General features: G+C 38.0%; 15 protein-coding genes. 9 read left to right on the top strand and 6 right to left on the bottom strand.

Features of this window, described 5'->3' with window-relative positions:
* Positions 1-251 precede the first annotated feature (251 nt).
* Positions 252-824: a hypothetical protein gene (locus BMF77_RS04970; RefSeq protein WP_148761124.1), complete on the top strand. Its 573-nt coding sequence runs from the start codon at positions 252-254 to the stop codon at positions 822-824.
* Between the two features lie 72 nt (positions 825-896).
* Here BMF77_RS04970 and mutS read toward each other — a convergent pair whose 3' ends face one another.
* The gene (gene mutS / locus BMF77_RS04965) at positions 897-3,497 is read right to left on the bottom strand and encodes a DNA mismatch repair protein MutS (protein ID WP_148761122.1); all 2,601 of its coding nucleotides are present in this window, start codon (positions 3,495-3,497) and stop codon (positions 897-899) included.
* Positions 3,498-3,746: 249 nt separating this feature from the next.
* Here mutS and BMF77_RS04960 point away from each other — a divergent pair, with 249 nt between their 5' ends.
* The gene (locus BMF77_RS04960; protein WP_148761120.1) at positions 3,747-4,232 is read left to right on the top strand and encodes a hypothetical protein; all 486 of its coding nucleotides are present in this window, start codon (positions 3,747-3,749) and stop codon (positions 4,230-4,232) included.
* A gap of 243 nt (positions 4,233-4,475) precedes the next feature.
* Positions 4,476-5,582 (top strand): fatty acid desaturase, encoded by a 1,107-nt coding sequence (locus BMF77_RS04955; protein ID WP_148761117.1) that lies wholly within the window; start codon positions 4,476-4,478, stop codon positions 5,580-5,582.
* Positions 5,583-5,624: 42 nt separating this feature from the next.
* Here BMF77_RS04955 and BMF77_RS04950 read toward each other — a convergent pair whose 3' ends face one another.
* Complete coding sequence (locus BMF77_RS04950) at positions 5,625-5,906, bottom strand: TMEM165/GDT1 family protein (protein ID WP_148761115.1); 282 nt, start codon at positions 5,904-5,906, stop codon at positions 5,625-5,627.
* Positions 5,907-5,936: 30 nt separating this feature from the next.
* Positions 5,937-6,314: a TMEM165/GDT1 family protein gene (locus BMF77_RS04945; RefSeq protein WP_148761113.1), complete on the bottom strand. Its 378-nt coding sequence runs from the start codon at positions 6,312-6,314 to the stop codon at positions 5,937-5,939.
* 541 nt (positions 6,315-6,855) lie between these two features.
* On the opposite strand from BMF77_RS04945, the gene BMF77_RS04940 reads away from it, so the two are divergent.
* Positions 6,856-8,037, top strand: a complete 1,182-nt coding sequence (locus tag BMF77_RS04940) for an AAA family ATPase (protein WP_148761110.1) — start codon at positions 6,856-6,858, stop codon at positions 8,035-8,037.
* Positions 8,034-8,765: a hypothetical protein gene (locus BMF77_RS04935; protein ID WP_148761108.1), complete on the top strand. Its 732-nt coding sequence runs from the start codon at positions 8,034-8,036 to the stop codon at positions 8,763-8,765. The genes BMF77_RS04940 and BMF77_RS04935 overlap by 4 nt, the downstream gene beginning before the upstream one ends.
* Before the next feature lie 89 nt (positions 8,766-8,854).
* Here the strand turns inward: BMF77_RS04935 and BMF77_RS04930 are convergent, their stop codons facing one another.
* A complete protein-coding gene (locus BMF77_RS04930) occupies positions 8,855-9,205 on the bottom strand; it encodes a YkgJ family cysteine cluster protein (protein ID WP_148761106.1) in 351 nt (116 codons plus the stop codon).
* 166 nt (positions 9,206-9,371) lie between these two features.
* Between BMF77_RS04930 and psb30 the strand changes: the two genes are divergently transcribed.
* Positions 9,372-9,491 (top strand): photosystem II reaction center protein Ycf12/Psb30, encoded by a 120-nt coding sequence (gene psb30, locus BMF77_RS04925; RefSeq protein ID WP_028084264.1) that lies wholly within the window; start codon positions 9,372-9,374, stop codon positions 9,489-9,491.
* A 112-nt stretch (positions 9,492-9,603) separates the two neighbouring features.
* Here the strand turns inward: psb30 and recJ are convergent, their stop codons facing one another.
* On the bottom strand, positions 9,604-11,649 hold the full coding sequence (gene recJ / locus BMF77_RS04920) for a single-stranded-DNA-specific exonuclease RecJ (RefSeq protein ID WP_148761104.1): 2,046 nt from the start codon (positions 11,647-11,649) through the stop codon (positions 9,604-9,606).
* Between the two features lie 71 nt (positions 11,650-11,720).
* Positions 11,721-13,049, bottom strand: coding sequence for an RNA-guided endonuclease TnpB family protein (locus BMF77_RS04915; RefSeq protein WP_148761102.1), 1,329 nt, complete (start codon positions 13,047-13,049; stop codon positions 11,721-11,723).
* Between the two features lie 541 nt (positions 13,050-13,590).
* Between BMF77_RS04915 and BMF77_RS04910 the strand changes: the two genes are divergently transcribed.
* Genes BMF77_RS04910 through rpsR form a run of 3 tightly spaced genes read left to right on the top strand, consistent with a single transcriptional unit; the run spans position 13,591 to position 14,604 of the window.
* Positions 13,591-14,145, top strand: coding sequence for an RDD family protein (locus BMF77_RS04910; protein WP_148761100.1), 555 nt, complete (start codon positions 13,591-13,593; stop codon positions 14,143-14,145).
* A 46-nt stretch (positions 14,146-14,191) separates the two neighbouring features.
* Positions 14,192-14,386 (top strand): 50S ribosomal protein L33, encoded by a 195-nt coding sequence (gene rpmG, locus BMF77_RS04905; RefSeq protein WP_010998585.1) that lies wholly within the window; start codon positions 14,192-14,194, stop codon positions 14,384-14,386.
* A 2-nt stretch (positions 14,387-14,388) separates the two neighbouring features.
* Entirely contained in the window at positions 14,389-14,604 is a 216-nt protein-coding gene (gene rpsR / locus BMF77_RS04900; RefSeq protein ID WP_015083502.1) for a 30S ribosomal protein S18, read from the top strand.
* The last annotated feature ends 83 nt before the right edge of the window (positions 14,605-14,687 follow it).

Here is a 14,687-nt window from a genome sequence, read left to right as displayed (position 1 = left end):
GGGGGTGCGGAATGTGGGATCTAAAGATGACTAAAAATTCCCAGTTTACTAAAGTAAACTTTGGCTATTAGCCTGGAACTTAAGTTCCAGGCAGGTGTGGAAGCCCACAAATAAGCCGTCTGTAACCTAACCATTCGGCAGGTTTAACACCAATCAACAGTACGCTAAACCCTTTACCTACATAGCTTTTTCACCATTTTTTGGGAAATTTACCGCCAATACTCTGTAATTACTCTGAAGGAATCCATACTATGCGTCAATTTGTTAAGTTTGCCATCAGCACAATCACCTTTCTAGGCTGTCTGCAAGGAACATTGTCAGCCCAGGCGATAACCTTTAATTGGCTTGGTGAAGATAGTAGTTACTCAGCTACGGGTGATTTTACTTTCAATGATGCCAATAATGATGGCTTTGCTCGCCCTGGTGAATTCACAACTTTGAATATCACTTTTAAGGATAGTTCCAGCGCCACCCTGGCATCCTACAACTTGGATTATCTTCAAACAACTACTCCAGCCTTTAACTTTAACTACAATATTGCCAGTAACTCGGTATTCCAGTCTGGAGATCCTAATGCAAGTGATGGATTTTCTATTGGTGATACTACTACTGGATATTATTTCAGTAGCTCACCTGGTGGAATCACTTTTAGTAACAGTGACAATAGTATTACTGATTTCGGCGGGACTGTTACTGCTGTACCTTTTGAATCTTCACCTTTTACTTTAGGCTTCTTGGTTGTTCCCTTTGCTATCCGTAAAATATTTAACCGACGGCAAGTTAAAGCAAAAACAATCTCACAAGCAGAACCAGAAGTGAACTAAAGATATCTTTAAACCCCCTTTTTTAAGGGGGGAATCTTGACAAAGCTCTAATTTTCGATTTTTCATGCAGATTTATAAATTCTCACGCAATCCCATGGCTATTTTACTGTGTTTTTCGATTTGTCCCATCACCTGTTTTGCCCGTTGAATTACCACAGTCGGTAAACCTGCTAATCTTCCGGCTTCTATCCCATAGGATTTATCAGCACCACCGGGTTGAACTTGATGTAAAAAGATAATTTGGTCTGGTAATTCTTTAACTGTAACTTGATAATTTGCTACATTAGAAATAATAGTAGCCAATTCATTTAACTCATGATAATGAGTAGCAAAAATCGTGCGAGATTTAATCTCAACTGCTAAATATTCTGCCACAGCCCAAGCAATTGAAAGACCATCAAAAGTTGCTGTCCCGCGACCAATTTCATCTAACAAAACCAAAGATTTCGCAGTTGCATGATTGAGAATATTGGCAGTTTCATTCATTTCCACCATAAACGTAGATTGACCTGTGGCTAAATCATCTACAGCCCCAACACGGGTAAAAATGCGATCGCACACTCCCAATTTAGCAGACCGCGCCGGCACAAAACTACCCACCTGCGCCATTAACTGAATTAAACCAACTTGACGCAAATAACAACTCTTACCACTCGCATTTGGACCGGTTAAAATCACTAAATCAGGGGAAGATAAATTCTTCTTTTCCTCTTCCTTCGCTTCCTTCGCTCCTTCGTGGTTCATTTCCTTCCCCCCTAAGCAAGTCGAATTAGGGACAAAAAATCCAGCAGGTAAAGACTGTTCCACCACCGGGTGACGACCATCAATCACGTTAATCTCGCGTCCTGTAAGCATTTCTGGACGACAATAACCTTGATGTACGGCTAATTCCGCCAAACCACATAATACATCTGACGCAGCTACGGCACGGGCAATACTACGGATGATTTCGGCATGAGAACCCACTTCATCCCGTAATGCGTCAAAAATCTGATATTCCAACTGATTTAAATCATCTCGCGCTGTGAGAATTCGGGCTTCTCGTTCTTTCAAATCAGGAGTAATGTAACGTTCCTCATTTGTCAGAGTTTGCTTACGAATGTAATTATCGGGAACTTGGTCAGATTTATTGCGGGAAATACTGATATAATAACCAAAAGTTTTATTAAATCCTACCTTCAAAGTGGGGATTCCCGTTCTTGTTCTTTCGTCAACTTCTAAGTTGGCAATCCATTGTTGATCACTTTCTACTGTAGCCTTTCTTTCATCTAAAAGGGGATTGATTCCCGCCCGAATTAAACCGCCTTCTTTTAGATGAGTTGGTGGTGATTCTACGATGTGAGCGTGTAATTTTTCGGCTAGTTCTTCGAGGCTGGGCGGGACTTTTTGCAAAGCTTTTAAGAAAGGTGATCTCGCATCTTCTACCAAGCGAGATAATTCTGGTAAACGGGAGAAAGAATCAGCTAAGGCGACTAAATCCCGTGCATTTGCTCTACCAGAAGCGGCTCTGACTGTTAAACGTTCTAAATCATAAATTTGCTTGAGTAAATGGCGTAGATCTTGGCGTAAAGGTGTATTTTCTACTAATTCTTGAATGGTATCTTGGCGGGATTTAATCCCTTTAATCTCCAGTAGCGGTTGTAACAACCATCTTCTTAAAGCCCGGCTGCCCATGGCGGTGCTAGTTCGATCTAAAGCCCATAATAGAGAACCGTGAAATGTGCCGTCGCGGACGGTTTGGGTAATTTCTAGGTTACGGCGGGTTTGATGATCTACTATTAAATAATCATTTAATGTATATGTGCGTAATAATTGCAGGGAGACGGGATTGGCTTTTTGTGTGTCTTCGATGTATTCTAAAAGACCACCAGCGGCGCGAACTGCCAGGGGGAGATGTTCGCAACCCAAACCTTCGAGCGATCGCACTTTGAATTTCTGCAATAATTTACTTCTAGCCTCAGCTTGGGAAAAGGGGACTTGCGATCGCAAACTATAACAAAATGTAGGTGGTAGACATTGGGGCAAAGAGGGTGAAGTTTCCCCTGGACGCAGTAAACTACCTAAATCGGGGGCGTTAGTGGGAAACAGGACTTCGGAAGGTTGTAAACGCATTAACTCTTGAGTTAAGTGTTCTAAATCACTACCTTGAGATGTGAGAAATTCCCCTGTTGAGATATCTGCGTAGGCTAACCCCCAATGATTGACAGCAATTACCACAGCCGCTATGTAATTATTCCGACTGGCTTTGAGCATTCCCTCTTCTAGCAAAGTCCCTGGTGTAAGAATGCGTGTTACTTCTCGCTTTACCAAACCAATGGCATCCGCCGAATCTTCTACTTGGTCGCAAATTACTACAGCATAACCTTTTTCTACCAGTTGGGTTGTGTAGCGTTCCCAAGCGTGATGAGGTACACCTGTCATGGCAACACGACCGACTTCCCCACCGTGTTTACTAGTTAAGACTAATTCTAATTCTCTGGAGACGGTTACAGCGTCTTGGAAAAAAGTTTCAAAAAAATCGCCTACTCTGTACAGCAGCAACGCATGAGGATACTTATCCTTGACTTCTACATAATGCTGATACATCTTACTCAGCTTGCTGCGGTCTTCTACCAGATTTGTATCAGTAAGTGATTTGTTGGGTTGATTGGGTTCTGGTGTGGAAGTCGTCATGGTAGATGCTGAGAATTTATTGGCGCAAGATTATTGTGATTCCTTCTGATCATAACGTGATGTGGGGGATTGGGAGCGATCGCTTCAGGTTTATTTATTTTTATATAAATTGCCCTTGGTATTGGAATGATTTTTTCCTTTTGGTGCAAATCTGGGTTAGAGTTTCTTGTTTGTAACAATTAATTGATATTTGTTGCCAAAATCACTGTTTTAGTTAGACTCTAAGAAGACAACAAAGCAATTATTTTTATGAACACTCTTTCTAGTCTGGAATTTAAACGGTCAACTTGGCAAACAGCGATTATGTTAACTCTGGGCTTCTGGCTCAGTGCTAGTCTGGTTTTAGATTGGGTAATTATGCCTAGTCTTTACTTTGCTGGCATGATGAATGAGGCTAATTTTTCTACAGCAGGTTATCTGGTTTTTTGGAATTTTAATCGCCTAGAATTATTGTCTGCTACTGTGGTTTTAACTGCTGTACTGGCTATTAGCAAGACTAAATCTAATTGGCCTTTAGGTAGTATTGCTTTATCTGGAATTCTGTTAACAGTAGCATTACTAGATACTTATTTCTTAACTCCCCAAATGTGCGCTCTAGGTGCTAATTTCAGCTTACTTACTAGTAATCTAGTTCCACCAACAATGAACTTATTACACAGCGTTTATTTTCTATTAGAAGCATTGAAGCTAGTAGCAGGTGGTATTCTGTTAAATTCGTACTGGCGCGAAGCTTAATGTTTAAAAAGTAAAAAATATCACACTATCAAGCATAAACACTGGCATTGTCCGGGATTTTGAAGATTGCTATCTAGCTAAACATTAACCCAATATTTGTCATACTAGATATAGTATAAAATAGCGTGCAGAATCTGGGTTAATGAATCGCCAAAAACCTCAATTTTTGGTGAGCTTATGACAAAGTAATTCCCAGCCAACATCACCGGACTGTTAGTAAAGATAGTGGTCAAACTAATCATAATGATTAAGAAATCAGATTTTGTCTTAGCTCCCTACATGAAGAGCAACGACTTACGCGCAACTTATCAAGTCCTTAATACAGTTGTTCCCTATATTTTGTTATGGATTTTAGCAGCAAAAGCAGCAGAATTTTCCTTTTGGTTGCTGCCACCGATCATGATTTTGATCATACTATTTTCACTGCGTTGTTTTTCTTTAATGCACGACTGTGGACATTATTCACTGTTTAGATCAAAACGGGTAAATAGAGTCGTAGGATTTATTTTGGGAGTGATGAATGGCATCCCTCAATATCCTTGGTCAAGGGGTCATGCTTTTCATCATAAAACAAATGGCGACTGGGAAAAATATAAAGGACCGGCTGCATTAATCTCCACAGAGAAATTTGCTAAACTTAGTCCTTTTGCCCAAAAGCGGTATGAATTACTTAGGCATCCATTAATGCTTTTGCCGGGCGGTTTTTTCTATCTAGCAATTAAGCCTAGACTGGCACTAATCGCTGGTTTGTATGGTTTTATAGGTCATTTGCTGACTTGCATACAGAAAGAACCGACTATGGATATCAAGGAAATCATTTACTCTTATAAATCCAGAAATTGGTACACAACAGGAGAGTTTTTTGATATCCTTTTCAACAATATTTGCGTAGTTAGTAGTTGGATTTATTTGGGTTATTTACTAGGATTTGGATTCTTCTTTGGGGTTTACTCAATCACTCTCACCTTTTCAGCAGCAATTTTTATCTGCATCTTCTTTGTACAGCACAATTTTGATGGCTCTTATGCCCATAAAACGGAAGGTTGGGATTATACTCTAGGAGCATTACAAGGCAGTAGTTACTTAGAATTACCCAGAGTTCTTAAATGGTTTGGGGCAGACATAGGCTACCACAATATTCACCATCTTTCTGAAAGAATACCTAATTACAATCTGGAAGCTTGCCATAATCAAAATATTCATTTACTGACCCATGTAAAAAAGCTAAAAATAGCGGATATTCCTGATTGCTTCCAATTTATTTTGTGGGACGCATCGGAGGATCGTCTTGTATCTATCGCTTCATTTCATCAATCAACCGCTTACAGTAGTAACTTTATGTTACAATAGCGGATCTGCTTAATTTCCGATCATTTATTTGCTAACTGTCTCTTATTCCTCTTCACTGTTGGGTAATAAGAGACGGATAGCAAGAATGGCAAATCCCACAGCAGCGATCGCTTTTAAAATCCGTGTAGGTAAAAATTGGGACACTGCACCACCAGCCAATGCGCCCAGGAGACTTGTTAATACTAAAGCGCCCGCTGTACCAAAAAATATAGCTTTTCGAGATTGTCCTTGTCCAGAAAGAGCGATCGCTGCTAATTGACTTTTATCACCCAATTCTGACAAAAACACCGTGACAAAGCTTAGTCCTAAAAGATGCCAGTTCATAATTTCCCCAGTTCACAATATTTACAAGTATTAACCCTGAATTACATCCCATACCAACATGACGGAAATCAGTAGTAACATCACCCCGGCTGATTTCTCAACGGTTTTAGGGCTAAGTTTTGTAGATATCCAACCACCTAATAATACTCCCAGTAAGCTAGTAGTAATTAATGCTACTGCTGAACCCAGAAAAACCACCCAAGGGGCATGAGATTCTGCACTCATTAACAGGGTAGAAAGTTGGGTTTTATCACCAATTTCCGCGAGAAAAATGGTGATGAAGGTTGTCCCAAAGACCATAAATACAGATTCTTTCGGTTGGGGATGATCCTTAACTATGGGTTGATGTAATTGGCTTTCAGTTTCCGATACGTGGGAAATGCTGACAGGTGGAGTATCAAGTTTCACAGGCGCTAATCTTGTCTCTAAGTTGTTTTCATATTCTTTTCATTTTCTCATATTGTTGTCATAAATTGCAACTTTACTGGATTAAAAACCGACAGCTTGATCAAAACGGATTTGTTCCAAACTGCGATCGCTCTGCTTATACTCGTCAAGATGTAATATCAAGCAAATAGCAGTATTTATTTTTTATATAAAGATTATTGATGAGAATACACGCTTAGAGGGTGTTTGAAAAGTTATGGTTGATGTATCAAATATTTTTTACCCCACCCTAACCCTCCCCTTGTAAAGGGGAGGGAACTGGATTTTTATTGTTTCCCCCCTTTACAAGGGGGGACTAAGGGGGGTAGCAATGTGATGAAAATTACGGAATACCACTTTTCAAACATCCTCTTAATTAATGATATTAAAAAGTAATCTAAAACAAAATCTCTGATCATAACTTTGAGTGCTAAAATACCGGATATAGAGCGAATTGAAGATATTCATCTCAGAAGTTATTTGAGATTCTCTATATAATTGCTTGTTAAGAAAAGTAAGAAATATGAAAATACAGAGTTTTAAATTCAGTAACAATAAAGAAAATTGGCACATTGAGGAAGTTAAATTTGAGAATCTAAATTTACTTGTCGGTGGTTCTGGAGTTGGAAAGACAAGAATTTTAAGAGCGCTTCATTTGATTTGTAATGTTGCAAAAGGTAGAAATCGCAATATAGATGATTTAGAATGGAGTATCAATTTCTCTCATTTAGAACAAGATTATAGATGGGAGTTAAAAAGTTCTTCAACTAAGAAAGAAGAAATATTTTCAGATGTAAATGAGTCAAAACAGACTGAAATTGTGTATGAAAAATTAGTTCGATATGATGGTGATTCTGAATTGGAGATACTTCTCCGCACTCACTTAGAATCAAAATTCAATAACGAAAAATTGCCTAAGTTGAAAAGAACTGAAAGTGCAATTAATCTTCTTTCAGAAGAAGATTTGATTATTCCAGTCCGTAAAGCATTTAAAAGATTAATATTCAACTTTGAAACGGCTGAAAGCCAGAGATTTACGTTTGCGGATGACTATGATGATATGACTACAATTATTAACGGACTAAAAGAAATTACTACTATTAATAACTTAAAAAAAATTACTGCTAATTCCAGTTTTAAAGAAGTTTTTGCTGGTGCTTTACCAGTCATAAAGGCTTTTTGGTTGCAGGAAACTTTTCCAGATGATTTCAAGGAAATTAAAGAATATTATATTAATATTTTTCCACAAGTAAATAATGTCAGAGTTACTAGTGAGAAATGCTTAAATGGTGATAATGTTTTGATATTCTTTGAAATTGAAGAAGTTGGTTTAGAGTGGATTCCTCAAAAGCAAATTTCATCAGGTATGTTTCGTACTTTAATTTTTTTAGTTCAAGTAATTTCCGCTCCTAAAGAATCAGTAATTTTAATTGATGAATTTGAAAATAGTTTAGGAATTAATTGTATGCCAGATTTAACAGACTTCATCCTTGATAAATCCTCAGATATACAGTTTATACTTACTAGCCATCATCCATATATTATCAATAATATTCCTTGGAAAACTTGGCAAATAGTTAGTAAATCTGGAAATAAAGTCAAAGTTAGAAAAGCTTCTGATATTCCAGCACTTGATACAGCTTCTAGCTTAGATAAGTTTACTCAATTAATTAATTTACTTGATAGTGAGGAATTTTCTGCGTGAATCTTTTATTTTTAGTAGAGGGGGGCAAGACTGAACCAAAAGTATATAAAGCATGGTTACAACATTTATTTCCTAGCTTAACTTTTGTTGTTAGACCTGAAGATATGACAATGAATACTTGTCGAATTATTGCAGGTAATGGCTATCCGAGTATGGTTGATAGACAGAATAACAATTCAGAAGTTTCTCGACTGGAAGCTTGTCTAATTGATATAGAAAAATTCGGTAATGTCAACCATTTTTTTATATGTATTGACTCTGAAGAACATTCTTATACTGCTCGTTTTCATGAACTTAAATCTAAACTTGATGCACTCAAATCTGGCTACAATATAGATAGTTCAAAAACAGAGATTCATATAATAATTCAGCATTGCTGTTTTGAAACATGGGCATTAGGTAATGCAGAAATTCCTAACGAATATCCTTTAATTAAAAGTTCCACAATTTTATCAGATTTTAAAACATATTACGATGTTTTAGTCAATGATCCTGAAGAAATGTCCTGCTGTCCAACTGGACGTACTTTTAGCACGAAAGCGCGATTTCATAAACACTATCTACAAGAATATCTCGGACAGTTTGGTTTGTTTTATAGCAAGAAAAATCCAAAAGTTGTAGCGGATAAAAAGTATCTAGATGCGTTAAAAAAGCGATGTGAATCAATGAATCATTTATCTAGCTTGAAATTATTGTTAGATATATGGGATAGTATAGAAACTTTGTAAGCAGTAGCAAAATTTAGGTACATAAAGATAAATCTCCCATTGATTACTGCGCTAAAAAACACAATGAGAGAATAATTATATGAATTAAATCAAAAACCGACGGCTTGATCAAAGCGGATTTGTTCCAAACTGCGATCGCCATAAACCCCCTCAATTTGCTGATGACAGCAATCAATCGCAAAATCGTTCACATCTTCCGCTTCAATCCCATACATCTCCTCAAAAGTCTCTGCTTCCACACGACAGAACCAAGGACGGGTAGAATAGATTTTACATTCTCGCGTACCATGATCATAATTTACACACCATCCTCCCTCACCGACCATACTGAGATAAAGTTCTAAATCAGGTGGTGAAAGATACTCTTCTATATCTGGACGATCCGCTGGTGTCAGGTTACAACAAGCCCCACACTGAGCTATACATTGCCAAGTAGCCATATTTTTAACCTTCTAGTATTCCTGCTATTCTACTTTTTTATGACTTTTCTTATAATTTTGTGAAGTAAATTAAATTTTAGATCCCCTAAACAGATATGATAAGTTGCGGGTTTTGTCATTGAATTATTAAATCTTTTTAAACCATTAAAATCATTGGGAGGAAAAAATGGACATTTTAGCTAACATCAATTGGGAAGTCGTCTTGCAGTTAACTTGCGTGGGACTAATTGTGATTTCAGGACCCATAGTCATCTTCGTTCTAGCATTTCGCAACGGCAACCTGTAAATTGGGTAATTGGTAATTGGTAATTGGTAATTGGTAATGCTTTGTCTAATCACCAATTACCCGTTGGAGATAATAGAATCTTAAATTACCCATTTAAGAGAGTTTTTAATCTTTAATTCTGCACAGAGGTAGACAAAGCCTGAATTGCATTTTGCACAATTCCCTCATATATGGGTTGAGATAGATTTACCTGTTCAGCATTTTCGCGGTTGAAACCCAACAAACCAAATTTATCTTCTGGTCGCATGACTAAAACTTTACCTTCAGAATTTTTAACTCTTAATTCTCTACTTATACCATTTTCATAGATTCCGCAGGTATATTGACGCTGTTTATATTCAAAACTAGCCCGTGATAGATTTGGTGAATTAGTGAAAAGTTCAACAACGTGATTTGGGAGTTTTGCACCTACTAACTCCATTTCAATGGTAGTTTTGCCATTAAAGTTATTTTCACGCAGTTTGTAAGCAATATCCAATCTTGATGGTAAGGGAAAATAATCACCCCAACGCCATGCTATGCCTTTAATTTCTTGACGCTGATTGTCTATAGTTTGGGATACAGTTAATTTAATGTGACCTTTCCCAACTATTTTCTGTTCAATCACTTGGACATTAGCAGTCCAAAAAATTGGATCTGAGTTATCAATACCGCAGGGGTGAAGAATATTTAACTGCTGAAAAATATCCTGGTTAATTTCGTGAATATTAACTTGAGTATCTATTTTCAACAGCGGTTTAAGGTGTTGAAGTTCCAAACACTGATTTGCAAATGCAGATAAACGCAACCGCAATTCTGGTAAATTCTCCGCTGGTAAAGAAAATCCTCCCGCAGCTTTGTGTCCCCCAAATTTACCTAATAAATCCCGACTAGCATCTAAAGCTGCAAATACATGAAATTCAGGAATTCCTCGCGCTGAACCCCGAATTATGGTTTCATTTTCGTAAGTTCCAATAAATACAGGAACACCATAACGTTCTAGTAAGCGAGAAGCAACAATCCCAATAACACCATGATGCCAATTATCTTTGATAACAACTAATACGCGGTCTTTTTGTAAAGAGTTTATATATAAATCTTCAACAATGGTAATGGCTTCTTTTTCAATTTCCTCGCACATTTGTTGACGTTGAGTATTAGTTTGTTCACATTGGATAGCTTTGGCTAGTGCAATACTAAAATCATCAGTTGTGAGTAAATCAATGACAATTTGTGGATCACCAATTCTGCCGATAGCATTAATTCGTGGTCCCAATCGAAAACCAATATCTTCGGGTTTTAAAGATTTAGAAGTTTGATTTTTTTCTCCTTCGCTGGCTTGAACTCCGGCAATTTGAATTAATGCTTGTATCCCTGGTAAATTAGATTTTGGTAATAACTTTAAACCCCGTTTTACCCAGCGACGATTCACACCGGTTAAAGGGGCTAAATCGGCAATAGTTCCCAAGGTAAATAAAGCTAACAGTGGCTGCACTAAACCTTTGATTTCTCCTAATTGTTGGGCTAAACAAACGGCTAAAATGTAAGCCACACCCACACCAGCCACACCCCGATAGGGAGAAGATTCAGCTATTAGTTTCGGGTTGAGAATCGCGTTAGCTGGAGGTAATATTTGGGGAACATCATGATGATCTGTGATAATAACTTTCAAGCCCAGTTCTCTGGCTCTAGTAATTGGTTCAACCGCAGAAATTCCATTATCCACCGTCAGAATTAGTTTCACCCCTTCATCATGAAACTCTTCGACAATCCGGTTATTAATCCCATAACCATCGTGCATTCGACTAGGAATAGCATAATCAACATCAGCGCCCAAAGCCCTAAGACTTCTCAGCAGTACTGCAGTACTGGTCATACCATCAGCATCATAGTCTCCACAGATAGCTATCTTCTCTTTATTGGCGATCGCTAATTCCAATAATTCCACACTCGCAGCTAAATCAGGGAATTCTTCGAGAGGAGAAGGTAAAATCAGAGATTCGGGATCTAAAAATATCTTGGCATCTTCTGGGGTTTCCATGCCCCGATTAATTAATAATTGGCTGATAATTGGCGAGATATTTGTTAAATTCGCTAATATTAAACTAGCTTCTGGATTTTTTGCTGCAACTTGCCAACGTTGATTGGGTAAGCGTTTGGAAGATTTGTCATTGGTCATAGAAGAGTTAAAAGTCTATTTAATAGAGATACACAAATAACTGGAATTTGTGATCAATGAACTACCCCATCTTACTTCGTTGAAGATGGGGTTTCTACATCCCCATGAGTAAGTTGAGATTTTTGACGCTTCGCACGACCCAGTTGCTTCATACTTCCAGCATTCTTGCGTTTGCTGGTGTTTGAAGTAGAGCTAGAATCATCCACGTCTGAGAGGCTAGTTCCTAACCCCTGTAGATTATTTGAGTACCAAAGTAGCATTACTTCTGCGGCGGCGATATCACGCTGTTGGGTATACCCGCAGTTATGGCAAACATGAGTCCGTTGGTCTAAAGTTTTCTTTTCTTGATGCCCACATTTTGGACAGGTTTGAGATGGTTTTACCTTCTTTGTAGGAACTTCTACAAACAAGCCACCAATGTCTGATAATTTCGCTTTTAGAGCGTCCCTTATCATCCCCATTCCCACATCAAGAATTGATTTATTTAGTCCTGCCTTTTGTTTTCTACGTTTACCTTTCTTAGCTTTGGCACTCATTTTTTTGACTTCTAATTTTTCAGTAACTACCGTGCTATTACCGCTGATTATTCGTGTAGTTTCTTGGTGAACAAAGTTCTGTCTTTGGTTAGCAACTTTTCTCGAAAGTTTACTAACTAACTTCTGAACTTTCTTCCACCTTCTAGAAGCCTTAACTTTCTTTTTGAAATTGGGAGAACGTTTTCGACGTTTTGATTTACCCAACTCCTGATTTTTTTGTTCTGCTTTTCGGAAAAACCGAGGTGCAGCCACTAAACCATTTTCTTCAGCATTTGTCCAAGCAATTGCATCATTACAACCTAAATCAATTGCCATAACACCATTATCAGTTTTGCGGCTATTCTTTAACAAAGTATCATCAATTTCTAAGACGATGGAAGCATACCATTTACCATTGCGGTTAACGATATCTAAAGCTTTAGGATGCCCCCAAAGTCTAGCCTTACCACGCATTTGGATTTGACCAATCTTTGATAATTCTAAATAGCCGTTATCCCCTGTGCTATGTACTTTCCAACCCGTAAAAGATGGATAAGTCCAACCAGAATAATGACGAATTGGCTTGAATCTAGGGTACTTCCCTAGTCCCTTAAAAAACCTTCCAAAAGCAAAATCAACCCGTTTTAATGTGGCTTGTAATGCTTGGGAATTAATGACTTTATATTCTATCCAGACTTCTTTGAAATCCGGTAAACAGTTCTGTTGCTCAACGTAAGAAACAGATTTACCAAACTTTTTATATGAAGTAATGCGGTTAGATACAGCAGCATTATACAAATCTTTATGAAGTTTGCGGTGGTAGTGCAACATTTCACTGACTTGTTTATTAGGATATAGTCGGAAAGTCGCTCTACGTAACGCCATAATCAATCACCCCCTTGGTTTTTCTAGTATACTACTATTATCTAATTTAACCACTGAGGACAGTCAATGAGCGTGGAGCTGCTTGCTTTGTAGATAAATACATTGATCCCAAAGGAATAAATAAAATATAGTTGTCATAAATTCAACTGTCTGAATAATTTCTTTCAACTGTGTTGAAAATTAATTATCCAGACGTTTCTTTTATGACTCGCTTACATCCCCGACCTACTAAGAGTTGAGGACGGGGAATTACGCGATAGTGTTAAATGCTGCTAAAATTGGTAATGTGACTCGCCGTTAATTAACCCTCTCAATAAAATGCGAATCCAAATGTTAGTGTCAATAGACATCTCCGAAATTTCATTTTTGGCGGTTTTGCTGACGCACAGCTTTGATTTCTGCCATAATATCATTTTCAAATTCTTGATCTTTAACAGTGATATCGCTTATCGCTATAGATGGAGTTTAATCAGTTTATCCTGATGTAAATTGATACAAATCTAAATAAACTCACTATTTTACCACCAGCGAGGTAAAGGCTATGACTCTTGTTAAAGTCAATCAAAGACACTTCCCGAAAGGGGATCTTACCCGTCGAGGTATGGCCTTAGCTCTTGACTTCTTCTGTGCATGGTTCCTGAGTTCTATTTTCAGAAGTAATCAAATCGGGATTCAATTTACCCAAATCTTTGTTTTTATTTTTGCTTGGCTAATTTTCCGCGTCATCGTAGTTTACAACAATCAGGGACAAAGTTTAGGCCGTTGGGCATTTGATTTAAAGATCCTAGAAGTTGCAAATGGCGAAATAGTCAATAGAATCCCCCAATTTCAGACCTTATTACTGCGAGAAGGGATTATTTGCTTTTCTAGCTTATTATTATCCATTTTCTTGGGGAATATCATCCTCAATCCCGCTGCTGTCGTCCTATTACTTCCCCTGATCATTGACGGCGGTGCAGCTTTATCCGATACTCAGATGCGACAGGCATTCCATGACCGCTTTTTTCGGACTATGATAGTTTCTTCCCGTCGGGGTTATTCATTAGATATAAAAATTAAACGGTTAGTTGCAAAATTTCCACGAAATATGAGATAATAACCATTTGTGTTAATTATCTCCAGGCTTTACAGTTTCTAAGATTATGGCTAAGAGTAAAGGTGCGCGCATAATAGTGACACTAGAATGCACCGAGTGTCGAACAAATCCAGATAAACGTTCACCTGGCGTATCCCGTTATACCAGTACCAAGAACCGTCGGAACACAACCAACCGCTTAGAACTGAAAAAGTTCTGTACCCACTGCAACAAACACACAGTTCACAAGGAAATTAAGTAAGAATGAGTTACTATCGTCGTCGCCTTTCTCCAATTAAGCCCGGAGATCCCATTGATTACAAAGATGTAGATTTGTTGCGGAAGTTTCTCACCGAACGTGGTAAAATATTACCTCGGAGAATCACCGGTTTAACCTGTCAGCAACAACGCGCTCTGACTCTAGCCATTAAACGCTCTCGAATTGTGGCTTTATTGCCCTTCATTAACGCCGAAGGTTAAGAATATTTTGGATTTTGGATTTTGGATGATCATCCAAAAAAGTAGCAGTTGCATGGATATGCCCAGTTACTTTGAGTCCAAAA

It is taken from the genome of Dolichospermum sp. UHCC 0315A (genome assembly GCF_008121535.1).
Classification (GTDB): domain Bacteria; phylum Cyanobacteriota; class Cyanobacteriia; order Cyanobacteriales; family Nostocaceae; genus Dolichospermum; species Dolichospermum lemmermannii.
Note: the sequence above shows the minus strand (reverse complement) of the source record. Positions and strands in the feature narration are given on the sequence as shown.